This is a genomic window from Saccharopolyspora griseoalba (assembly GCF_042665275.1).
Classification (GTDB): domain Bacteria; phylum Actinomycetota; class Actinomycetes; order Mycobacteriales; family Pseudonocardiaceae; genus Saccharopolyspora; species Saccharopolyspora griseoalba.
This window is the reverse complement of sequence record NZ_JBHTCJ010000017.1, coordinates 64950-83468: the sequence shown is the minus strand read 5'-3', so window position 1 is coordinate 83468 and position 18519 is coordinate 64950. Positions and strand designations below refer to the sequence as shown.

Genomic DNA, 18519 nt, shown 5'->3' with positions numbered 1-18519 from the left:
ATGCAAGCAGGGGCCACCCCATCGCTTGACAGTGGCTAAAACGAACACAAACCGTCCATCCGGGAGGAGGACTCATGGGCCGAAACAGCCTGAACGGCGCTACCGACGAGGAAACGCAGTCCTCCTTCGGGAAGAGTGCCAGCAGATTTGCGCGCACTACCGCGGAAAAAGCCAGAGACTACCGACGTAGGAAGCTTGCCGAAAAGCGCGCGTGGGGCCCTCGTGAGATCGAAATCCGCCGGTGGCAGAGGGCTGCCATTACCCCGCCGGCGACGGCATTGGCCACGCTTGGCGCCGGCCAGTGCGCCCACTTCATGGCCATGCAGGCGGCAACCTCGACGGGAGGCGCGGCCGCACTGGCAGGACTCAGCGTGGCGGGAGTCGCCTTCGTGGTCCGTGTCGCTGGAAAGACGATCTTCCTTCCGCGGTGGGAGAGCCTGTACTGGTCTGTGGCAGGCATAGTCACGGTCTGGATGGCCGCGACGACCGCCCTTGGGCTTTCCTGGATCTCGACCGCACTCCTGGTGGCGTTCACGGCCGTGTTCGCCCGCCCTTGGATGCGGGGCCACCCGCAGCCCGACTACGAGCAGGCAGCGATTCCGGCTGTGGAGACGCTGGAGCTCGAGCCCGCGTCCGATGAGAACGAGGAGCTCGTCGAGGAGATCCTCGAGCGGTTCGATGCCTTCATCGCTGCCCGAGGCAAAAAGCTCGAGGGCGCGATGTTGACCAACATGGAATCGCTGGCTACCGGCTGGCGATTCGACGTTGAAGTCGACGTCGATAAGCACACCACCAAGGACGTCCTTGATCTCCAGGAAAAGATCGCTGCAGTCATGGGTGACCTGGGCATGGGCGTCGACGACATCATCCCCGAACCGCACCCGACGGGTCACCGCGGCAAGGCCCAGCTGACCTTCACCACGACCAATCCCCTGAAGAGGGGTGTCCCGTATCAGGGGCCGCGCTACAACAACGGTGAAATCGCTGTTGGCCCCTGGCGTGACGGTGAGGGCTGGGGCTCAATCGTGCTCACCGACCACAAGAACAGCGTGTACAACGGCCTCGTCACGGGTGATCCGGGCATGGGTAAGTCAGTGTTCCTGGAAAACCTCGGGATGTCGGCCCTGTCCTCTGGCTGCTGGCAGGTGTTCTACACCGACGGTTCAGAGGACGCAGACTCCTCAGCCCTACTGAACAAGTACATGACCTGGTCGGAAGCCGGTCTCAAGGGTGCGCGCCGGCAGCTTGCTGCCGTCAAGAACTACCTCGAGATGCGCGGCGTGGAAAACAACGCCACCGGAACTCGGGGCGTCAACCCCTCACCGGAGCGTGTCGGACTCCTCTGGATCATCGATGAGCTGCATCGATTGGCCACCGCGGATCCGGAGTTCGCCGCTGAGCTTGCTCAGGTCGTCCGGCTTGGCCGTAAGAAGGGCGTGTCCGTATGGGGAGCCACACAGGGCACCGACCTCAAGGAAGACTTCGGAAGCGTCACTGCGCTCCGGGACATCCTCACTTCCCGCAACGTGGCCGCGTGCTACTCGTCCAGCAAGTACGGGCATTCACTGATCTCCGGTGCCGCTTTGGCACCGAACACGCTGCCCAACGACGGTGGCTACATGTACCTGAAAACCCCTGGTATGTCCCGATACGCGATGCTGCGTACCGACTATGCCGAGGACATGACGAGGTGGGCCGCTGCGATCCCCGAGTGTCCGTGGGACGAGAACGGCTACCTGTCTGTCAAGAAGCACTTGGAGGAAAACCAGACTGACGAGTCCGCGAAGCGCGACAAGGCACGACGGCGCCTCGAAGCGCTGAAGACGCGACTGAAGCACGGTATCGATCTGACCGAGTCCGACAATAATGCGGATGACAGCGTGTCCTCTGCGGCAACATCGGTGACGGCTCCGATCGACAACCTGATTGCGATGATTCCTCGTCTGGATCAAGGCCCTTCGCAGCAACCAAGCCCTGATCAGGAGGACGAGCTCGACCGGGTTCACCACGCGATCCTTGGCCTCGTGCGCGAAGGCGTGGCAGCTACCGGCGAGATCGTCGAACGGATGCGTGCCCGGGATGTTTCCGAGCGGACCACCAAGCGCAAGCTCGCCGAACTGGTCAAGCAGGGACACCTGGCAACGGGAATCAAACAAGGCATCTACGAACTCCCAGCGGCCTAACTCAAGTCCATTGCCTGTGACGAGGCGGTCGCGGGACTGATTCTGAACCGCACTCCAGCCGGCCCCGCGGCTGTGTGTGCTGGCTGGGCAGTTCAGCTCAGCTCGTGCCAATCGTTCCCCATCACTGGAGGTTTGCATGCGGACCGACGCCTACAAGGCCTCGCGTTACGAGAACGGGAAGATCGCCATTGACGGGCACTCGATCGAGCTCGTTGGCAACACGGGACGTGTGTTCAACGGCTTGGTGACCGGGTATCCAGGAACAGGCAAGACCATGTTTCTGGAAACCCTCGGTATGGCAGCGCTCGCCTCGGGATCTTGGAAGGTGCTCTACACATACGGCGTTGATGGAGCCCGCCCGGGGTTCAGTAACACCCCAGTCCGGTGGGGATCCGGAACTGAGGCTGCCTGGCAGCACCTCGCCGCAGCGAAGAACCACATTGAGTGGAGCAGTGCGGAGAACGCTACCGCCGGTCTTCGAGGACTCATCCCGTCTCCGGCACGGCAGAGTTTGCTGTGGATCATCGACGAGTTGGACCGGCTGTGCGCCGTGGACCCGGCCTTTGGTGCCGAGCTCACCCGAATCACTCATGCCGGCGGTAGGAACGGCATGGCCGTGTGGGCCTCCGCCATGCGGGCCTCTGGGGGTAACTTCCTGAGCTTTGTCCCCAGCTCAAACGTTGTCGCCCTCTAGGTAGCAGCGGCTACGCACACACGCTGGATAGCCAGTTGGTTCTGAACCGCACTCCAGCACACACCACCCCACGGCTGTGTGTGTTGGCTGGGCAGTTCAGCCCATCACATCTCAACTACTGGAGGTACGTCATGTTCTCGTGGGCGCTGGTGACCGGAATCGGCGTGGCCGTCCTACTGTTCGGCTTCAGCTACGCTTCGAAAAGGCTCTTGTCCGTGAACCGGATTCCTGACTTCGTGAAGAAATTCCTGACAAAGTTGTGGTTCCTCGAGCCGGTCCTCTTCTGGGCCGGAATTTGCACCGTGTCGTTTCTGCCGTTCTACGACGTCCCGTTGGCAGCCTGGATCGCGCGTTTCCTGCACTGGATCGCCGGGTTCTTTAACGCGAGCTCTGCCCTTGGGTATTTCGCGGGCATTGCCCTCGTGTTGTTGCTGACCTTCGCGGTGATCGACCTTCTGGACCGCGAAGCCAATAAGGTCGCGAGGACCTTCTTTATTCTGAGTCCGTTCCTGTGCTTCATCGCCGCGGGAATCGTGGCTGGAGGAATCGAGTCGGCCGTGGGAGGCGTAAACGCATTCACCACGACAACGCTGCCGGGGATCGCTGGACGCTAAGAGGGCTGCCTGGCAGTTCCGCGTCAATTAGCTGGCTGCAACAAAGGAAAGGCAGGGCATGGCAGGAATCGGATCCTGGTACCGCAGGTTGACCCACCGCGCGAGCCTCAAGGAGGTCCTGGACAGCGGCGCTACTCCACCGCTGTCCAGGACCTCCGTTCGGCACATCACTGAGCAGCTCCGCGAGCACGCGTCCGCCGAACCTCATCAATACTGGAAACAGTATTCCCATCAGGCGGCACACATCGCTGGTCGGCTCTGGAAGGCGCTGCCAGCCGCCGAGCAACGTGAGGTGATGCCGATTGCCCACCGCGTCTGGTCCACGTTGTTCGCCGAGCTCCGTGCAGTCTGGGCATTCCAACACTTCGGTGACACCCAAAACGACATTGGGTTCACCGACACCAAGGGATGGCTAGACCACCTCGAGCTGGTCCTCACAGACCACGACAACCAAGACCCGTAGAACACACGAGGTGCACATGTCCCTGGACCGCACCAACAACAGTGCAACTGCGGTCCGGGATGACGCGATCGCAATTGCACTGGCACTCTGCCCTCTCACACACCGCGACAACCCGGGGCGACTCGGGGAGGTCCTGGAGCAGGTCAACCGGATCGAGCCCCACCTCTGGCACCCGCGCCGCAACAACCTCCTCGATACCGACTTGCTCCAACTCCTCGACCTCGTTCGTAGCGACCCGAGCTACACCGCTTCCCCGCAGGAGGCCGCCACACTTATGGCGCTCCTGAAACAGGAGGAGTTGGCATGAGCACGAGTCTTGCCGCACCCAACACAACGCCAAGTGCGCAGCCCGGGACGCGTCCATTGGAATCGCCCGCGCTCAACGGCACGATTCCTGTCTCTGAACGCGAGCTTGGTCACGCGCGCGAGCACGTCGATGTGGCACCGCCTCCGTGCTTACGGTTGCCGTACGGCAGGTGCCTGGTCGTGCTCGCCGGTGTGCCAGGAGCTGGGAAAACGACCCTGCTTCACCAGGTCACGGCCGATGTGCCGACGATCTGTTTGGACTCCGAGCAAGTCACCGACCGCCTGCGGACCTACTTACCGCGTGTGCGATACCCGCGGCTCCGGCCGCTGGTGCACCTTCTGCACTTCGGCCGAATCGTCACCCACTCCCTGAGCGGGAGGGCAAGCGTGCTCGCTCACGCGCCGGCCACCAGTAGAGCCAAGCGTCTTGCACTGCTCGGGATAGCGACCATAACCGGGCGCACGCCCGTGCTGGTGTGGCTGCACGCCACACCCGAAGACGCACTGCGAGGACAGCACGACCGGGGCCGCACGCTGCCTGCGAGCTCGTTTCGCCGCCACAGCCACCGCGGTCGGCGGATTACACGACGCCTACAGCAGGGCCAGCCGCCACGCGGCTGGACTGCTCATTTGCTCACCCGAGGACAGGTCACCCGCGGCCTGCACCTCACCACGACCTGATCCACGCACCCCTGGCCACCGTGAGCTCGACCCGATCCGGCTCTGGGGCAGGCACGCGCCGTACGCGCGCGGTTGCGGGGCGTCTTCAGCACACCAGCACGACCTAGCGTCGTGCGTTTCGCACGAAGGGTTCCAACATGCTTTACACGGTGATTCCAGATCTCGCCGAGCTCGCGACCGCGATCGATGCACACCCTGAAGGGGGAAACGGCTGGAAACTCGAGGGCCTGTGCGCGGAGATCGATGGTGAGCAGTTCTTCCCGGAGAAGGGCTGCAGCACCAAGTCAGCGAAGAAGGTCTGCGCTGGGTGTCCCGTGCGTATGCAGTGTGCTGTCTATGCCTTCGCGGGCAACGAACGCTACGGCGTTTGGGGCGGACTCTCTGAAGCGGATCGGGACAAGATCCGCGGCGACCGGGCACGCCTTGAAGCCTTCATCGCCGACTGCGCTAACAAGGCCGGCCTTGACGAGTTCACAACCATCACCGTCGGCACGCCTGACTCGGACACCAGCGCCTCCACCACTGCGCACACCGCGGCCTAACCGAGCTGAGCACACCGGAGGGGAGATCATGCCGAACCCGATTCCACGGCACGCCGAGTCGCGTGCCGATGCGGCCGTGCCGCTGGCGGCCCGGTTCGTCGGGGCCGTCCGCGACCTCGACGCCACCGAAATCCAGCAGATTCGCGACGAGATCACCGATCCCGACGCGGTGATGTTCATCCTCGCCGCGATGGTGCCCGACGACCGAACACCGGCCGAACTCCTTACCTGGCTCCACCGCCCCGACGAGTATCGACGCCTCCGCCAGAACGGAGTCACCAGCAGCGTGGCCGAGGCCCTACTCGCCCGGCCCACCGCCACGAACCAGGCGGCTTAACCCACCCCGCTCAGCGTCGTTTCGGAGGAAGACATGCACCTTAAGCACGTGATCGAGCGCAAGGCCGACATCCCTGAGCTCGACAGTCCGGAGAGTTTGCTCGCGGTACACCGCGAGTTCTGTGTGCTGCTCGGCGAGAACTACCTCGACCGTGCAGACAACTGGGACAGGATTGCCAACCAGCTCTCCTGGCTGCACGCCCTCTACATCAACCCGGCTTGTCGGTCCACCGAGCAGCACGACAGCGTCCAGTTCGCTTTCCACTCGCTGATTGCGGCGAGCCGCGAGGAAGACCTCAACCGGTCGAAGAACTTCAAGCAGGCCAAGACGTGGCTCGATCAACTTGCCATGCAGAACCAGCAGCAGCGGCGCACCAGCAGCCGCATGTGAAACCCCTGATCAAGGAGGACGAAAAAGATGGCTGGTCCCGGAATGAACCCCGACCGCTTCTACAGTCTCCGCGAGGCCCTCAGGGCAGCCAACCTCAGATTCGCCGAGATCAGCGCCCCGAGTAACAACGTGGCCCGTGTCCGGATCGACCCGGACACGCTGACTCACGACGAGCAGCTCAACCGAATCGCCGCGGCAGTAGCCGATGTCGACGACTTCAACTATTCACAGCCGGACACCTTGGTCATCCGCTTCAGAGGTTGACGGAGCCGCTCAAGCACGCCCCGAACGGGCCGCACCATCTCGTCAGCGACACAACAACGAAAACCAGCAGGAGTGCAGATGCAGCGAGTCGTCACGGTGAAACACCACGTCTACATACTCGACAACCCCCGGATCCCGCGAGTCGCAACCGAGGAACGACTCATTGACCTGTCGCAGATTCCGGAGGCCGCGCTCGAACTCGAGTCGTGCGGTGGCTGCGGGGTTCAACCGGGCGAAGCGCATGCCCAGGTCAACCCGGGTGACTGCGACTGGGCCCACTGCCCAGATTGCGGCGAGCAGCTGCTGCTGCACGACTGCGAGCACTGGGACGAGGACGCCGACGGCCCGGACCGGCCTTCAATCTGGCACGGCGTACGACCGGACACCGACGCCGCCGTCAAGGCCGGCTACTTCTTCTGGCATCCCGCGCCGGACATCAACCGCTACGTACCCGACGAGGGGATGGCCAGGGCCCGGCTGGAGTGGAACCCGGAAACCCAGAAGTACCGCGTTTGAACGAGCACCACGATTCACGCGGCTGAAGGGGCCGGCGCCACACCGCGGGCTCCGCGTGCGCCCCAGTCGTTAACCCGCGCTCCCGCGACTCTTCACGCGGGAGCGCTTCTCTTCTGAGGAGGACCCTATGAGCGTCACCGTGACGAAACAGGCCGGAGTGGAGACCTGCTTCGATCATGATGTTCAGGACGAAGCGCGGCTTCACGCGTACCACATCACCAGGACCTGCCACGGCGCCCACGACGCCCTCAGTGACGCGGTCGACGACCTCGATGACCTGCGGAAGTCCTACGCGCTGGACGAGCTGCAGACCATCTACGGACACAGCCGCGGCGAGAGCGTCGCGCGCGAAATCGATCGGGCCGTAGAGCTGCTGCGGGACACCCTGCACAAGCTCCGGGACGAGGAGGGCACCGTATGACCACCACACCTCAGGTCGTCGAGCGCACCCTCACCTTCACCGTCTACTCCCTGCCGGAAGGAAAGATCAAGGTCCCTGCAACCTGCAGTTTCAACCTCGACCGGCCCTGGCAGGTCGACCTGACCTTCATAGCAAAGGCAAGACAGCGGATCATCTGGGAGATCGACCGCAGGGTCTTCGATGACCCGGAGTTCGTCCTGCCCGGCAGGGACGTGCAGGCCGAATGGTCCAGCACCGAGCTCACCCTGACCCTGTCGAGCCCGGACGGGACCGTCGCGCTGAACATCGACATCGACGACCCCAACCTCAACGAGTTCGTCTCCACGATGCGCCGAGCCATCGAGGCGCTCCGGCAGCAGCACAACGGTAAGCCACTCGATCAGATCGAGACCGAGCTGATCCTCAACGACGCCCTGGACGACGACATCACGAAATTCCTCACCGCGGCAGCGGAAGTCGACAACACCCAGGGCGATGCGTGAACGAGACGGCGGTAGCGACCGGCTCACACCAGCCAACCCTGGGGCGCATCAACGAGAGCGAGGTGCCGCGATGAGCGCAACCACATTCACGGTTCAGTTCCGCGCAAGCGAGTTCGGCTACGACATCGACGACCTCGTGCGGGCAGTCGATGACCCCGACCTGCTCGCGACGGAGATTGAAAACCACCTCGCTGCCTTCGGTCGTCACGATCAGCACCAGCTCCGCGTCGTCGTGACGCCCTGGCACGAGGCCATCGTGTACTCGTTCGACGACGAGATCGGACGAGCAGACATCCTCATCTGATCATGCCCCACGGGCAGCAACCAGCCCGTGGGGCGCGAACTACTCACCAGCGGCCAGCCACTTGGCCAGAACCGGAGGGAGCCTGATGACGATCGAGGAAATGATGGCCGCCAGCGCAGCCGGCATCGTTCCACTGCCGCGGCAGATCGAGCCGCGCCTTCGGGAGTGGTACGACAGCGAACGAATCTTTGTCCGCGACGGAGACGTTGCACTGCTCGCTGACACGATCGCCCAGGACCTCGAAGGCGTGACCGGCGAGGACCTGATCAGGCAGACGGTCAAAACGTCCTGCTACGAGCAGTACGAAGAGGGCCTGCTGTGGGATCCGGAGATCCACACCGAGATCGCCGAGATCGTCCTCGCGCGCCAGTGACCCGCGGAGCGCCAGCGAGCCTCCCTGGCCTTGCCGCATTCGTCTTGACCCATCGCTGAGTCGCACTCGGCACGGCAGCTCGCCTGTCGTGCCTGTGGGCTGCTCAGCAGCCTGCCGGACGGGGACGCCTCCACCTGATCAGAGCCGAGACGTCCCCATTCCGGCCCAATCCCTCATCAGGAAAGGGGTGTTCAGTGTAATGGACTGGCGGCACGAAGCCGTATGCCGGGAAGAGGACCCCGAGCTGTTCTTCCCCGTGGGAAACAGCGGACCCGCGGTCCTGCAGATCGCCGACGCCAAGGCGGTGTGCCACCGCTGCCCGGTGGCCTCCGAGTGCCTGGCCTGGGCGCTGGACAGCGGACAGGACGCCGGCGTGTGGGGCGGCATGAGTGAGGACGAGCGGCGCGCCCTCAAGCGCCGCACCGCCCGCCCGCATGCCCGCCCCTGACGTGCTGCACCCCCAGGAACGCAACTCGCGCCTAGGGGGTGCAGCACACGACGTCCCATACCAGTGAGCCGACTGGAAGACGCGCACTCCCTCCAAGTGGGTGCGCGCCTCCCAGCCAGCTCAACTGCTGGCCAACCAATCGCGAGAAAAGGTGAACGCATCAGTGACGACCTGGATGTTCAAGCAAACCGAGCCGGAACTGTGGACGGTCGGCTTCTACACGCCCTCCGGTGAGTGGGAAGCCGCAAGCGACCACGGCAGTCAGGACGAGGCTGCCGAACGGGTCCACTACCTCAACGGTGGATGCGCCCGAACCACGTGCTCGACGAGCACGGGCCCGAACTGACGAGGGAGGTAACCATGGGATGGGCTGTTGGATGGGAGCCGGAACATCGCCGCTTCCGCGGATACGGTGTCCCGGCCTATTGCGACGCGGTTGGCTGCGGTGCGGAGATCACCCGCGGAATGGGTGACGTCTGTGAGTGCTCGACTCACGAAGACGACGACCCGATCGACCAGGTCCTGTTCGTGTGCGGCGTGCACACCTGCGCCGATGTCGACGAGACGCGGTTGCCGCGCGAACACACCCACTGGGTGCGGCATCTGCTCACCGACGCGTCGTGGTCGGAATGGCGCGACGACAACCCGCACGAAGTTGCTGAACTCCGAGCCCTCGCAACCACGCTCTGAGCGTTCGCCTTGTGGCGACGTCTGCGGAGCGACAAGGAGTACCGCATGGGAGAGATCGTCCAAATCACGCTTCAAAAGCGTTCGGGGGAAACGGAGACGTTCGGTGCACCGCAAGAAACGGCGGAATCGATGCAAGCCCGCGTCGGTGGGCCATACATCTTCGAACTCGAAGGGCCGGCTGGAGAAAAGCTGATCAACATGGAAAAGGTTGAAAAAGTCACCTGGCGGCCATCCCAGTGATGCGCGCCTGCCCGACGTGCGCTGGTTGCAGGGTGTCCCGCTTTTCCTGAAGCCGCCGGTGGCGGAGGGCTGCCCCGCGCACGCGCCTCCGCCACCGGCCGGCCATCACACCCCACCTCTTAAGCCCAAAAGGAGAGTGCATGAACGACAACAACACGTGGGCTGCCCTCGCTCACCTCCGCGAGCGCCGCGCTCGTGTGGTCGGCTCGTGGCTGGCCACCATCAGCACCACCGCCGCCGCAGGGACCCTGCTCGAGCTCAACCTCGTGCGCGGACCTCGCCGCGCCGGAACCGTCCTGCTCGCCGCGGCCCCCGTGTTGAGCATCCTCGCGGTCGCCCAGGCCGGAGTGCTCGACACCCAAATCCACGAAACCCAGCGAGCCGCACTACTGGCTGCCGAGACAGAAAGGCACAACTAGATGCACGCGAACACGCTCACCTTCCTCGCCGGCGACCACTCCCGATCGCTGGATGGAGTCAAGGCGGTCAAAGACACCCAACAGCGCGTGTGGATCCTCGACGGCGACGGCCAGGCGCACACGCTGGACCACCGACATGTCGCGTCGGTCGTCGAACTACGACGCAGCCGCGACCTTGTCGCCGTCGACCCGGCCGACGAACCCCCCAGCCCTGTCGGTCGATAGCGAAACGCTCGCACCCCAAGCTGAACGCGCCAGAAGGAGGGGAGAACCCATGGACCTACGTCAGGTCTTAAAGGGCCTGAAGTACCGAAAATCGATCGGATTTAGACCCGTTGCCTTCAACTTCGGCAAGCGCGGCCTGAATTCGGTCAGCCTGCGCCACGGCCGCTGGTCGTGGAACTCCCGAACCAGGCGACACACGATCAATCTGCCCGTAGACGGGGTGTCCTGGCAGTCGCCAGCCACGCCGAAGAAGGGGCAGAACAGGAAGAACCGGTAAACGGTAGCGCCGGCCGCTAGAGCCACCACGCTTCACGCGTCGAGCCCCAGCCCGGCCTAGCGGCCTAAACCACCAACTCTCGCCACGCCCGTGGCTTGCCCGCACGCGTCACCGCCGGGCGCTCGCAGCCCTCTACCCACGACCCGCGAGCCCACGCAGAGCCCCTTAGAGGCCGCGTGCAGCGCGGCGCGGAAATCTGCCCCAGTCCCGCCGGGCGCATCACCAATCGCCGCCCCGCATTGGCGCCCGCGGCTGGGCATGTGCACGCCGATTGCGGTGGTGCACACACACCAGGCCAGAAACTCGAGCATCGCCCTCACCACCACAGATCCGGCGAGCTCGAGCTTCTGGCCTGGCTGTTTTCAACACCCGCCCATTGAACGGGAGAGACCCCATTATGGCACTAGAACAAGTCCTCGCGCCCTTGCTGGTTGCCGGCGGCGCGACAAACCCCACCATGCCCCTCGAGGAAGTCCTCGAGCAGCCCCCGGCGGTAGTCGCGCCGGTCGAGAACACACCGAACGTGCCCGGCTTCGAGCGCGATCAGATCGACACCGCCGCCACCATCATCCAGGTCGGACACAAGCAGGGCGTCCCCGACCAGGGGATCGTCATCGCGATCGCCACTGCCATCCAGGAAAGCAACCTTGGTGCCATAACCTGCTGCGATCACGACAGCGTTGGCGTCTTCCAACAGCGACCCTCCATGGGCTGGGGCGACCCGGCTTACCTGGACGACCCGGCCAACGCGGCCGGCGCGTTCTACACCGCGCTGCTGCAGGTCGACGGCTGGCAGCAGATGCAGGTCACCGACGCCGCCCAAGAAGTACAGCGCTCCGCGCACCCGGTGGCCTACGCCGACCACGAAGACCAGGCCCGCGCCATCGCCCGCGCCTTCGGCATCCAGACCTAAAAACAAAGGCCGGCCAGTACGCCCCTGAGGCACTGGCGGGCCTCTCGATCCGGCAACGGCCAGCATCAAGCTCGCTCGAGAAGGACTACACGATGAAGTTACGAGGAACCGTAGGACCAACGACTGTGATCGTGGCAGCCACCGCGGCAGCACTATCGGGATGCACCCCCTCCGGGCCTGAGTACGTCGCGGTCTGCGCGGACACCCACACCCACACCCGGACCATCGACCGCGACTGCCGCCAGAACGGCTCGGGCAGCTTCCAGTGGTACTACCTCAACGCCGACCGCAACAACGCACCCCGCGTGGGCTCGCGCGTCACCGGCGGCTCCTTCGCCACTCCGAAAGCCAAACCCGGCGGGCCCGCACCGACGATCTCGCGCGGTGGAAGCGTCGCCCCCAACGGGAAGGTCACCCGCGGCGGCTTCGGCAGCAGCTCCAGCGGCAAGACCAGCGGCAGCTAAACCAGCACCGCAGAGCTGCTCCTCACTTGGCGGCACTTTCGACGCGCACCTCGCCCGCTGCAGCGATATCAGTGGCCCCTTTACCTGCATAAATGGAGCACACCATGGCAAAGAAGGTCGTTGTTACCGACGCCAACGGTCAGGTCACCACGACCACCGTCTCCGACGATGCGACCGCTCGCGAATTCGAAGAGCTGCCGTTCGAGACCGACCACATCACCAGCGTGACCATCACTGACGACTGACCAATCCCTCGACGAACAGAACGGAGCAACACCTTGGAGACCAAGACCTACACCGACAGCAACGGCGATCAGGTCACAGAAGAGATCAACGACCGCGGCGAGGTCGTCAACCGCACCGTCGTAGGCAATGGGCGGACTGTCGGCATCGTCGGCGGCGAGGTCACCAACTGCACGGTCATCGTCAACGGACGCTGACACCCCAGGTGGGCCAAAGCGCTGCGCGGCACCCGCAGCTCGCCATCAACTCACCGAGCACCGGCCGGACGCCCGAACCATGGTCACCGGCCGGGTGCCGCATGGAGTTCCCCGGGCCGGTGACCGGATACCCATGAAAGGAGACCTCGTGCGCAAACGCATCCAGCATGCGTCTTTACGCTGCATACACCGTGTCGGCCCGGACTGGATCGCCGCGGCCCCCGCCGGCGGAGGAGACCTGACCTTCCACAACCCGGAGCACGTCGAGGTCACCTCCGCAGAGCTCGACGACATCGAGAACGACCCGTCCGAGGCGGCGGCCAAGTTCCGCAAAGCCTGGATTGCCCAGCCCCAGGGCACCAGTTCCGTCTACCACTTCACCCGTCGCGAGAACGCGGACCGGACATGAACACGCCCGCAGACGCACATCGCCTGGGTACTGCGTGCTGGCGCGTGCACCACTGAACGTTTTCGGGCCAGAGCGCTGCAAGAAAAGGTCACGAACGTGAGCCGGCAGATCGGCGCACGGCCCGGTCAGGCCGCGCGCCCTCCTATCAACTCAACTGACCAACCATGCGAACGAACCGACAGGGAGGGGCCTGTGGCCATCACCGATATCGAGTCCGCGCGGGCAGTCAACACGCTGCTGAACTACTACACCGACAAGCCCTCGGTGTACAGCGCCCCGAGCCACACGGTGGCATTGGCAGCTTGGGAGACGCTGACCAGCGCGGCACACGACAAGCTCGGCGCTGGGTGGCGAGCGCTCGACGCCACCAAGTTCTTCGAACCGAAGAACACCATACTCACCCGCTGGTCCTACGACGCCGAAGACTGCGAAGCCTGTCACTACACCGACGATTCGTGCCCTTATCACTGCGGCCTGGCTGACGGGATGGCGCAGGCACGCAACATCCTCAATGCAGTGCTCGATGAGCCCGACCTGGCTAACGGGGTGCTCGCCGACTACGCGCGGGACCAGCAGCAGAACGAGCACCCGGCCGCCACCGACAGCGAGCCGGACTTCGTGTACGGGGCTTGGCACCCGGAGACCTACACCGTTCCGGTCCGAACGCTCGACCTCGCCCAGGAAATGCGCGCCCGCATGCCTAACGGCGCACAGGTTGCAGTCTGCCTCATCGACGACGACCAGTGGCTGCGCTACTCCGACGGCACACCCCTCGGTGCGCGTGACATGCCACTTCCCACCCTCTGCGCCCAGCACGACCGGACCTAACCCCTGACGCGCCTCCAGCAGAGTCCCACCGAGCCAACACAGGGAGGAACCTTGCGTGAAGCCCCCGAACTGCGACTGACCACCGATGCGCGCTACCTGCTGATGCGCATCCACGACCACTACGGGCAAGCCCCCGCCAGCAGCCCAATCGCAAAGCATGAGAACGAGCTTCTCGAGGACGGCTACGTGGAACTCCACGAGCAGACGCTGCACATCACCACCACCGGCCGCGCCGCCGCCGGACTTATCCGCCGGCACTACGACAGGCTCCGGGAACTCAACGAACAGTAAAACCGCCCACATAGGCCGACCCGTGCGAACACCAGGAGACGAACTGTCGGTCGTCTCGAGCGCGGGTGAGCCAGCCCCACGAAAGAAAGGAAGCGTCATGTACGCAGAACTCATCGCCGGCTACAAGAGCTCTACTCTCTGGATCAAGGACCGCGACGGTACTGAGCGCCTTCACCTCAAGGACCTCCCTCCTCGAATGACCCGAGACAACGCGAAGGCCCTGCTGCAACCTGACTGGATTACCGGGGACTGGGAGCTCAAGCCCGAAACGAACAGCGGCGAGATGCGCTGGGTGTGCTTCAACGTCGAATACAACGAGCAAACCTGACACGCGCTCTCCGCTGGTCAACGCCAGTTTGTTTGGCACGGCACGGGCAGCTCGCCGCCACCTCCCACCCTTCACGACCTACGCAGCGGCAGACACCGATGCGTTTTCTCCACGCTCTGCGCGGCGACGTGTTCGGCCGCCCCCGGCCAGGCTCCGGTACGGACGCGACGACCGTCTGCAGCCCGGCACGTCGCCGCACGCATGAGCACGTTCCCTTGCGCTCGACCTGTGAGTCCCCGTACCGCAGGTCGACCCTTGACGGCCTGACTGAGCCGGCAACCCCTCCGCCGCAGCCAGTCAGGCCTGGGTCGCCTCGCTCCCGCCCCTCGCACCACCCGGGGAGCGAGGCGACCCACCTCCGATGGCCTCCACAAAAGAAAGGAACCGGCATGCGCCAGATCACGCGCGCCACGCTGGCCGCGGCCCTGACCGCCGGGATCGCGACCGGGTGCAAGCCCACCGACCCCGATTCCTCCCTGCCGAACCCTCAGCCGGCAGTCCCCGCAGCCCCCGCCCCTGACTCCCCGTCGGTCACCAACGGTGCCAGCTGCGGGAATAACGGAGAAGTCCACGACTACTGGCCGCGCACCGACGCAGGCCTGCGCCACGCACAGGACATGTGCGCCGATCTTTCCGGACTCAAGAACGGAATCGAAACCGAACTCCAGCAGCAAGGCTGGTGAGCCCACCGAGTGAACTGCCACGGCGGACCTGCACTGCACCGCGGTTTCGGCGCATGCTTCCTCGCAGCTGATCTCACCGATCAGCTCGCCAAGGAGCTCGGCCAGCGAATGATCGTCGCAGTCGAGGTCGAAGCCCCGGTGCCCCCATGCGGAGCTCCGCAGTCGCACACACCAGCGATAACGCTGACCCGCCGCCGACCCCGCCATCACAGCACCGCTGCGTCCCGACGAGCTCGCAGCACACCGCGTCCACACCACACATCCATGAAGTCGGTGTGCTGCGGGGTCCGCCCGGACCGTAAGAAAAATGCCGAGACCAGGGGACTTAGTGCTTGCCGGCCGCCCCTGGCCTCGGCCCCACCGCAGAACAGTGGAGACACCAGCATGGCAGACGACTTCTGGGACAAGTTCGCCGACAAGCTCGGCACCGACGAAATGCAGGACGCGATCAACCGGCGGGGTGACCAGACCGCCGACGACCGGAAGTAGCACGCAGCGCACGATGGCGCCCGGTGACGTCCGGGCGCCATCGCCTTATCTGGCCTCGATCGAACCTCCACCCTGCCCGGGTTCACTCCAGCAAGCATGAGGAGGAGACACCGTGTCTGAGATCTGCCCCGTCCACAAGAAACGCCACCTTCCCTACGAGCCCGACGATATGTGCTGGGACGGCAAGCACAAACACCCTGCCCCCGTCTCGTCCGACCCCGGCGTGCGCACCGAGCACGACGAGGAGGGCAACCCGGTTGACCCGTCAGTGGGCTGGAACCTGTCGGCCGGATGCAACCTGTCGGTCGGGTTCGCCGGCGAGGAGTTGGCCGTCACCGTCAGCACCTCGGACGCTGATCAGCGGGACGGCATCACGCACCGCGCCGTGACCCGCGATCAGGTCATCAATCACGCGCGTCACCTACTCACGCTCGTCGGGGAAACACCGCTACTCGGCCGCGACACGCAGGTCACGCTGTACACCCCCGGCACGTACGAGGGCGACGCCCAGGTCACGGCCATCGGAGACGCCATCGAGCAGATGCGAGACACGGCCGACAGCGTCGACATCGCACACGCGGCCATCACAATGCTGCGCGGCGAAACCACGCGGTACGCGGAGGAACGCGTCGAGCGGGCTGGTAATTCGGCCATCGATGATCTGGCGTACCGTACCCTGCTGCGACAGCGGGACGAGGCTATCGCCCGCGCCAACGACGCGGCGGCCGAGCGGGCCGAACTGATCGGGATCGTCTGCGATGGCTCGTCCACATGCCCGTCTCCGCGGCACGTTGACGGATGCTTCCGCAGCGCGCCCGAGACCGATGCGGAAACGGTCGACTTCGACGGCCTCGCGATTCCTGACCTCACCGAGGGCGATGCTCGCTCGTTCGATGCTGCGCTCGCCGAGATACGGCCGTCGGCCAACGCGTCCCGGTGCAGCGAGAGCGAATGCCGCCGCGGGGAGTGCTGCCACGCCAGGCAGGCCGCCATCCAGATTGATCAGCTGCGTGCACCGTCCGCCGAGTGTTCGTGCGAACAGCCACACACCAACCTGTACGACGGTGGAATCACCGACCTGAGCTGCCCGGTGCACGGCAGAGACGCTGATCGCGTCGAGAACACTGATCCGACGCCTGACCTTGATTCCCGGTTCCGGGAGCCCCTGTCCCTCGGCCACAACGACACGGTCCGTGAGGAGGCGCTGGCCGGGGCGATCGCCGCCGTGCTGGACCTGTGTTTCGTTATGGACGGGCAGGTGACCGGAGAAGGCGACGCCGAACACCCTGTAGCGAAGGCGGTCCGTGAGCGAATCGCCCGCAAGCTGGGGGTGCAGTCGTGACCGACCACAACCGTGTCGCAGTCGTCGTGTTCGTCGAGACCGACGAGGACGACCTCCTCAACTCCACGCACGTGGCCGAGCGCGCCGTGTTCGACGCGCTCGCGTCCAACGGCACCGACACTGGCGACGGCATCGCCTTAACAACTCGGTTCGGCGGCAGCGGCATCGAGCGGCCGGTCACCGTCCGCGTGGTGCGCGAGCTCGGCATGGCGATGCGCAACGGCTATGTGTGGGCGTTGCCGACCTGCCAGCCGTACCCGCGATCGGAGGACGACCAGTGACCGCTGAGCTGGAAACCCACGGTGCGAGTGCGGGCCGCGCGCTCCCGGTCCAGACGTCTGCAGGCAATACCCGAACGAATCGGTGGCGTCATGACGCGCCCGACATCGACAGCGTCCTGAACGCTGCTGCTCTGGTGGCCGCGGCGAGATTCCAGCAAGACGACACGTACCGGAAGCTGAAGGAACGGAAAACATGACCAACCCTCGGAAGCGTTCCCGCCGCTCGGCCAAGTCCGCCGGCGCCCGCTTCGAACGCGCCATCGCCGACTACCTCGCCGAACACTACGACGACCGCGTCGACCGGCGGCCCAAGACCGGAGCGAAGGACCGCGGGGACATCGGCGGCATCCGCCTGTCGCAGGCCCTCCGCGGCGGCCGGATCGTCATCGAGTGCAAGGACACCACCCGCACTGAGCTCGGCGCCGGTCGGCCGAGGCCGAGACCGAGCGCGGCAACGACGACGCCGTCGCCGGGATCGTCGTCCACAAACGCCGCGGGGTCGCCGATCCCGGCCAGCAGTGGGTGACCTGCACCGTGAAAGACCTGGTCGCGCTGCTCACCGGCGAACGCCCACAGGACGACGCAATCAGAGAAACAGCATGACTCACGTCGTGTGCCTCTGCGGCTCGATGCGGTTCGAAGCACAGCCACAATCGACGTCCGTCATCACCCGCACACCTCTGGGAGGCAACACCGTGACCAGCCTCGATCTGGCTGCGTCCGCGAAACGCGCCATCCTCGAACTCACACCGAAGCCCCGTCCCGTTCGACCTGATACTAGGGAGCCCGCCGTGACCGAACCGAAATGCGCACAGCAACAACAGATGGACGCATCCGAGCGCGCCCGCCGTGTCGGCGATCGAGAGTGCTACCGATGCGGATACACCGCCCGGCACTGCTATGAGTGCGGATCATGCCCAGGCCTCCACGACGTTCGGTGTTCGTGGGCGTTTCGCCAGCCTGGAGTCCCTGACCCGAACCCACACATGTCCGATCGCGAGGGGGAAACTGATGCCCAAACCGGTACCCCTGCCTGAGCTCTACCGCACGATGTTCGAGCGCTTCGCCGAGCACTTGGCCGAACTCGCCGCGACGGTCAGTGTCCACACCCACCCCTACAAGTCGCGCGTGATCGGTTACAAGACCGATCGCCCGTGGATTTGCTCGAAGAGTTAGGAGTAA

General features: G+C 64.8%; 37 protein-coding genes. 36 read left to right on the top strand and 1 reads right to left on the bottom strand.

Going from position 1 to position 18519, the window contains the following annotated elements; genetic code table 11:
• Positions 1-74 precede the first annotated feature (74 nt).
• From ACFQRI_RS24665 to ACFQRI_RS24560, 22 genes are all read left to right on the top strand, one after another.
• Positions 75-2183 (top strand): P-loop NTPase family protein, encoded by a 2109-nt coding sequence (locus ACFQRI_RS24665; protein WP_380672564.1) that lies wholly within the window; start codon positions 75-77, stop codon positions 2181-2183.
• Positions 2184-2319: 136 nt separating this feature from the next.
• Positions 2320-2877, top strand: a complete 558-nt coding sequence (locus tag ACFQRI_RS24660) for a hypothetical protein (RefSeq protein WP_380672562.1) — start codon at positions 2320-2322, stop codon at positions 2875-2877.
• A 131-nt stretch (positions 2878-3008) separates the two neighbouring features.
• Complete coding sequence (locus ACFQRI_RS24655; protein ID WP_380672560.1) at positions 3009-3491, top strand: hypothetical protein; 483 nt, start codon at positions 3009-3011, stop codon at positions 3489-3491.
• A gap of 58 nt (positions 3492-3549) precedes the next feature.
• Complete coding sequence (locus ACFQRI_RS24650; RefSeq protein WP_380672558.1) at positions 3550-3954, top strand: hypothetical protein; 405 nt, start codon at positions 3550-3552, stop codon at positions 3952-3954.
• 16 nt (positions 3955-3970) lie between these two features.
• Positions 3971-4261 carry a hypothetical protein gene (locus ACFQRI_RS24645; protein WP_380672556.1) on the top strand — a complete coding sequence of 97 codons (291 nt, stop codon included), beginning with the start codon at positions 3971-3973 and terminating at the stop codon, positions 4259-4261.
• Positions 4258-4941, top strand: coding sequence for a P-loop nucleotide/nucleoside kinase family protein (locus tag ACFQRI_RS24640; protein ID WP_380672554.1), 684 nt, complete (start codon positions 4258-4260; stop codon positions 4939-4941). Before ACFQRI_RS24645 ends, ACFQRI_RS24640 begins: the two co-directional genes overlap by 4 nt.
• Positions 4942-5078: 137 nt before the next feature.
• A complete protein-coding gene (locus ACFQRI_RS24635; protein WP_380672552.1) occupies positions 5079-5483 on the top strand; it encodes a WhiB family transcriptional regulator in 405 nt (134 codons plus the stop codon).
• Positions 5484-5511: 28 nt separating this feature from the next.
• Positions 5512-5820, top strand: a complete 309-nt coding sequence (locus ACFQRI_RS24630) for a hypothetical protein (protein WP_380672550.1) — start codon at positions 5512-5514, stop codon at positions 5818-5820.
• Between the two features lie 48 nt (positions 5821-5868).
• Complete coding sequence (locus ACFQRI_RS24625) at positions 5869-6210, top strand: hypothetical protein (RefSeq protein WP_380672548.1); 342 nt, start codon at positions 5869-5871, stop codon at positions 6208-6210.
• A 27-nt stretch (positions 6211-6237) separates the two neighbouring features.
• Entirely contained in the window at positions 6238-6474 is a 237-nt protein-coding gene (locus tag ACFQRI_RS24620) for a hypothetical protein (RefSeq protein WP_380672546.1), read from the top strand.
• A gap of 78 nt (positions 6475-6552) precedes the next feature.
• On the top strand, positions 6553-6990 hold the full coding sequence (locus ACFQRI_RS24615; RefSeq protein WP_380672544.1) for a hypothetical protein: 438 nt from the start codon (positions 6553-6555) through the stop codon (positions 6988-6990).
• Positions 6991-7117: 127 nt separating this feature from the next.
• Complete coding sequence (locus ACFQRI_RS24610) at positions 7118-7411, top strand: hypothetical protein (RefSeq protein WP_380672542.1); 294 nt, start codon at positions 7118-7120, stop codon at positions 7409-7411.
• Positions 7408-7893: a hypothetical protein gene (locus ACFQRI_RS24605; RefSeq protein ID WP_380672540.1), complete on the top strand. Its 486-nt coding sequence runs from the start codon at positions 7408-7410 to the stop codon at positions 7891-7893. Before ACFQRI_RS24610 ends, ACFQRI_RS24605 begins: the two co-directional genes overlap by 4 nt.
• A 70-nt stretch (positions 7894-7963) precedes the next feature.
• Complete coding sequence (locus tag ACFQRI_RS24600) at positions 7964-8197, top strand: hypothetical protein (RefSeq protein ID WP_380672538.1); 234 nt, start codon at positions 7964-7966, stop codon at positions 8195-8197.
• A gap of 85 nt (positions 8198-8282) precedes the next feature.
• The gene (locus tag ACFQRI_RS24595) at positions 8283-8570 is read left to right on the top strand and encodes a hypothetical protein (protein WP_380672536.1); all 288 of its coding nucleotides are present in this window, start codon (positions 8283-8285) and stop codon (positions 8568-8570) included.
• 199 nt (positions 8571-8769) lie between these two features.
• Positions 8770-9018, top strand: coding sequence for a WhiB family transcriptional regulator (locus tag ACFQRI_RS24590; protein ID WP_380672589.1), 249 nt, complete (start codon positions 8770-8772; stop codon positions 9016-9018).
• A gap of 163 nt (positions 9019-9181) precedes the next feature.
• Positions 9182-9364: a hypothetical protein gene (locus ACFQRI_RS24585; protein WP_380672534.1), complete on the top strand. Its 183-nt coding sequence runs from the start codon at positions 9182-9184 to the stop codon at positions 9362-9364.
• A 14-nt stretch (positions 9365-9378) separates the two neighbouring features.
• Positions 9379-9708, top strand: coding sequence for a hypothetical protein (locus ACFQRI_RS24580; RefSeq protein WP_380672532.1), 330 nt, complete (start codon positions 9379-9381; stop codon positions 9706-9708).
• Between the two features lie 45 nt (positions 9709-9753).
• Positions 9754-9948: a hypothetical protein gene (locus ACFQRI_RS24575; protein ID WP_380672530.1), complete on the top strand. Its 195-nt coding sequence runs from the start codon at positions 9754-9756 to the stop codon at positions 9946-9948.
• Positions 9949-10088: 140 nt separating this feature from the next.
• The gene (locus tag ACFQRI_RS24570) at positions 10089-10367 is read left to right on the top strand and encodes a hypothetical protein (RefSeq protein WP_380672528.1); all 279 of its coding nucleotides are present in this window, start codon (positions 10089-10091) and stop codon (positions 10365-10367) included.
• Entirely contained in the window at positions 10368-10592 is a 225-nt protein-coding gene (locus ACFQRI_RS24565) for a hypothetical protein (protein ID WP_380672526.1), read from the top strand.
• 49 nt (positions 10593-10641) lie between these two features.
• Positions 10642-10869 carry a DUF4236 domain-containing protein gene (locus ACFQRI_RS24560; RefSeq protein WP_380672524.1) on the top strand — a complete coding sequence of 76 codons (228 nt, stop codon included), beginning with the start codon at positions 10642-10644 and terminating at the stop codon, positions 10867-10869.
• A gap of 403 nt (positions 10870-11272) precedes the next feature.
• Here the strand turns inward: ACFQRI_RS24560 and ACFQRI_RS24555 are convergent, their stop codons facing one another.
• Positions 11273-11563: a hypothetical protein gene (locus ACFQRI_RS24555; RefSeq protein ID WP_380672522.1), complete on the bottom strand. Its 291-nt coding sequence runs from the start codon at positions 11561-11563 to the stop codon at positions 11273-11275.
• 12 nt (positions 11564-11575) lie between these two features.
• On the opposite strand from ACFQRI_RS24555, the gene ACFQRI_RS24550 reads away from it, so the two are divergent.
• The 14 genes from ACFQRI_RS24550 (at position 11576) to ACFQRI_RS24485 (ending at position 18513) form a co-directional block, all read left to right on the top strand.
• A complete protein-coding gene (locus ACFQRI_RS24550; protein WP_380672520.1) occupies positions 11576-11782 on the top strand; it encodes a hypothetical protein in 207 nt (68 codons plus the stop codon).
• 125 nt (positions 11783-11907) lie between these two features.
• Positions 11908-12246: a hypothetical protein gene (locus ACFQRI_RS24545; protein WP_380672518.1), complete on the top strand. Its 339-nt coding sequence runs from the start codon at positions 11908-11910 to the stop codon at positions 12244-12246.
• 104 nt (positions 12247-12350) lie between these two features.
• The gene (locus tag ACFQRI_RS24540) at positions 12351-12491 is read left to right on the top strand and encodes a hypothetical protein (protein WP_380672516.1); all 141 of its coding nucleotides are present in this window, start codon (positions 12351-12353) and stop codon (positions 12489-12491) included.
• A gap of 33 nt (positions 12492-12524) precedes the next feature.
• A complete protein-coding gene (locus ACFQRI_RS24535) occupies positions 12525-12686 on the top strand; it encodes a hypothetical protein (protein WP_380672514.1) in 162 nt (53 codons plus the stop codon).
• Positions 12687-12834: 148 nt separating this feature from the next.
• On the top strand, positions 12835-13095 hold the full coding sequence (locus ACFQRI_RS24530; RefSeq protein ID WP_380672512.1) for a hypothetical protein: 261 nt from the start codon (positions 12835-12837) through the stop codon (positions 13093-13095).
• A gap of 192 nt (positions 13096-13287) precedes the next feature.
• Complete coding sequence (locus tag ACFQRI_RS24525; RefSeq protein WP_380672510.1) at positions 13288-13923, top strand: hypothetical protein; 636 nt, start codon at positions 13288-13290, stop codon at positions 13921-13923.
• 51 nt (positions 13924-13974) lie between these two features.
• Positions 13975-14214: a hypothetical protein gene (locus ACFQRI_RS24520; RefSeq protein WP_380672508.1), complete on the top strand. Its 240-nt coding sequence runs from the start codon at positions 13975-13977 to the stop codon at positions 14212-14214.
• Between the two features lie 97 nt (positions 14215-14311).
• Positions 14312-14542, top strand: coding sequence for a hypothetical protein (locus ACFQRI_RS24515; RefSeq protein ID WP_380672506.1), 231 nt, complete (start codon positions 14312-14314; stop codon positions 14540-14542).
• A 389-nt stretch (positions 14543-14931) separates the two neighbouring features.
• Positions 14932-15225 (top strand): hypothetical protein, encoded by a 294-nt coding sequence (locus ACFQRI_RS24510; RefSeq protein WP_380672504.1) that lies wholly within the window; start codon positions 14932-14934, stop codon positions 15223-15225.
• Between the two features lie 601 nt (positions 15226-15826).
• Positions 15827-17056: a hypothetical protein gene (locus ACFQRI_RS24505; RefSeq protein WP_380672502.1), complete on the top strand. Its 1230-nt coding sequence runs from the start codon at positions 15827-15829 to the stop codon at positions 17054-17056.
• The gene (locus ACFQRI_RS24500) at positions 17053-17337 is read left to right on the top strand and encodes a hypothetical protein (protein WP_380672500.1); all 285 of its coding nucleotides are present in this window, start codon (positions 17053-17055) and stop codon (positions 17335-17337) included. Before ACFQRI_RS24505 ends, ACFQRI_RS24500 begins: the two co-directional genes overlap by 4 nt.
• Positions 17334-17534: a hypothetical protein gene (locus tag ACFQRI_RS24495; protein WP_380672498.1), complete on the top strand. Its 201-nt coding sequence runs from the start codon at positions 17334-17336 to the stop codon at positions 17532-17534. The genes ACFQRI_RS24500 and ACFQRI_RS24495 overlap by 4 nt, the downstream gene beginning before the upstream one ends.
• Positions 17531-17863 carry a hypothetical protein gene (locus tag ACFQRI_RS24490; RefSeq protein WP_380672496.1) on the top strand — a complete coding sequence of 111 codons (333 nt, stop codon included), beginning with the start codon at positions 17531-17533 and terminating at the stop codon, positions 17861-17863. Before ACFQRI_RS24495 ends, ACFQRI_RS24490 begins: the two co-directional genes overlap by 4 nt.
• Positions 17864-18348: 485 nt before the next feature.
• Positions 18349-18513, top strand: a complete 165-nt coding sequence (locus ACFQRI_RS24485) for a hypothetical protein (protein WP_380672494.1) — start codon at positions 18349-18351, stop codon at positions 18511-18513.
• Positions 18514-18519 lie beyond the last annotated feature (6 nt).

What these genes read in the sequence shown, in the direction of transcription:
- ACFQRI_RS24665 (WP_380672564.1), top strand. Translation starts at nt 75, where the DNA reads ATGGGCCGAAACAGCCTGAACGGCGCTACCGACGAGGAAACGCAGTCC.
- ACFQRI_RS24660 (WP_380672562.1), top strand. Translation starts at nt 2,320, where the DNA reads ATGCGGACCGACGCCTACAAGGCCTCGCGTTACGAGAACGGGAAGATC.
- ACFQRI_RS24655 (WP_380672560.1), top strand. Translation starts at nt 3,009, where the DNA reads ATGTTCTCGTGGGCGCTGGTGACCGGAATCGGCGTGGCCGTCCTACTG.
- ACFQRI_RS24650 (WP_380672558.1), top strand. Translation starts at nt 3,550, where the DNA reads ATGGCAGGAATCGGATCCTGGTACCGCAGGTTGACCCACCGCGCGAGC.
- ACFQRI_RS24645 (WP_380672556.1), top strand. Translation starts at nt 3,971, where the DNA reads ATGTCCCTGGACCGCACCAACAACAGTGCAACTGCGGTCCGGGATGAC.
- ACFQRI_RS24640 (WP_380672554.1), top strand. Translation starts at nt 4,258, where the DNA reads ATGAGCACGAGTCTTGCCGCACCCAACACAACGCCAAGTGCGCAGCCC.
- ACFQRI_RS24635 (WP_380672552.1), top strand. Translation starts at nt 5,079, where the DNA reads ATGCTTTACACGGTGATTCCAGATCTCGCCGAGCTCGCGACCGCGATC.
- ACFQRI_RS24630 (WP_380672550.1), top strand. Translation starts at nt 5,512, where the DNA reads ATGCCGAACCCGATTCCACGGCACGCCGAGTCGCGTGCCGATGCGGCC.
- ACFQRI_RS24620 (WP_380672546.1), top strand. Translation starts at nt 6,238, where the DNA reads ATGGCTGGTCCCGGAATGAACCCCGACCGCTTCTACAGTCTCCGCGAG.
- ACFQRI_RS24615 (WP_380672544.1), top strand. Translation starts at nt 6,553, where the DNA reads ATGCAGCGAGTCGTCACGGTGAAACACCACGTCTACATACTCGACAAC.
- ACFQRI_RS24610 (WP_380672542.1), top strand. Translation starts at nt 7,118, where the DNA reads ATGAGCGTCACCGTGACGAAACAGGCCGGAGTGGAGACCTGCTTCGAT.
- ACFQRI_RS24605 (WP_380672540.1), top strand. Translation starts at nt 7,408, where the DNA reads ATGACCACCACACCTCAGGTCGTCGAGCGCACCCTCACCTTCACCGTC.
- ACFQRI_RS24600 (WP_380672538.1), top strand. Translation starts at nt 7,964, where the DNA reads ATGAGCGCAACCACATTCACGGTTCAGTTCCGCGCAAGCGAGTTCGGC.
- ACFQRI_RS24595 (WP_380672536.1), top strand. Translation starts at nt 8,283, where the DNA reads ATGACGATCGAGGAAATGATGGCCGCCAGCGCAGCCGGCATCGTTCCA.
- ACFQRI_RS24590 (WP_380672589.1), top strand. Translation starts at nt 8,770, where the DNA reads ATGGACTGGCGGCACGAAGCCGTATGCCGGGAAGAGGACCCCGAGCTG.
- ACFQRI_RS24580 (WP_380672532.1), top strand. Translation starts at nt 9,379, where the DNA reads ATGGGATGGGCTGTTGGATGGGAGCCGGAACATCGCCGCTTCCGCGGA.
- ACFQRI_RS24575 (WP_380672530.1), top strand. Translation starts at nt 9,754, where the DNA reads ATGGGAGAGATCGTCCAAATCACGCTTCAAAAGCGTTCGGGGGAAACG.
- ACFQRI_RS24570 (WP_380672528.1), top strand. Translation starts at nt 10,089, where the DNA reads ATGAACGACAACAACACGTGGGCTGCCCTCGCTCACCTCCGCGAGCGC.
- ACFQRI_RS24565 (WP_380672526.1), top strand. Translation starts at nt 10,368, where the DNA reads ATGCACGCGAACACGCTCACCTTCCTCGCCGGCGACCACTCCCGATCG.
- ACFQRI_RS24560 (WP_380672524.1), top strand. Translation starts at nt 10,642, where the DNA reads ATGGACCTACGTCAGGTCTTAAAGGGCCTGAAGTACCGAAAATCGATC.
- ACFQRI_RS24550 (WP_380672520.1), top strand. Translation starts at nt 11,576, where the DNA reads ATGGGCTGGGGCGACCCGGCTTACCTGGACGACCCGGCCAACGCGGCC.
- ACFQRI_RS24540 (WP_380672516.1), top strand. Translation starts at nt 12,351, where the DNA reads ATGGCAAAGAAGGTCGTTGTTACCGACGCCAACGGTCAGGTCACCACG.
- ACFQRI_RS24515 (WP_380672506.1), top strand. Translation starts at nt 14,312, where the DNA reads ATGTACGCAGAACTCATCGCCGGCTACAAGAGCTCTACTCTCTGGATC.
- ACFQRI_RS24510 (WP_380672504.1), top strand. Translation starts at nt 14,932, where the DNA reads ATGCGCCAGATCACGCGCGCCACGCTGGCCGCGGCCCTGACCGCCGGG.
- ACFQRI_RS24490 (WP_380672496.1), top strand. Translation starts at nt 17,531, where the DNA reads ATGACCAACCCTCGGAAGCGTTCCCGCCGCTCGGCCAAGTCCGCCGGC.
- ACFQRI_RS24485 (WP_380672494.1), top strand. Translation starts at nt 18,349, where the DNA reads ATGCCCAAACCGGTACCCCTGCCTGAGCTCTACCGCACGATGTTCGAG.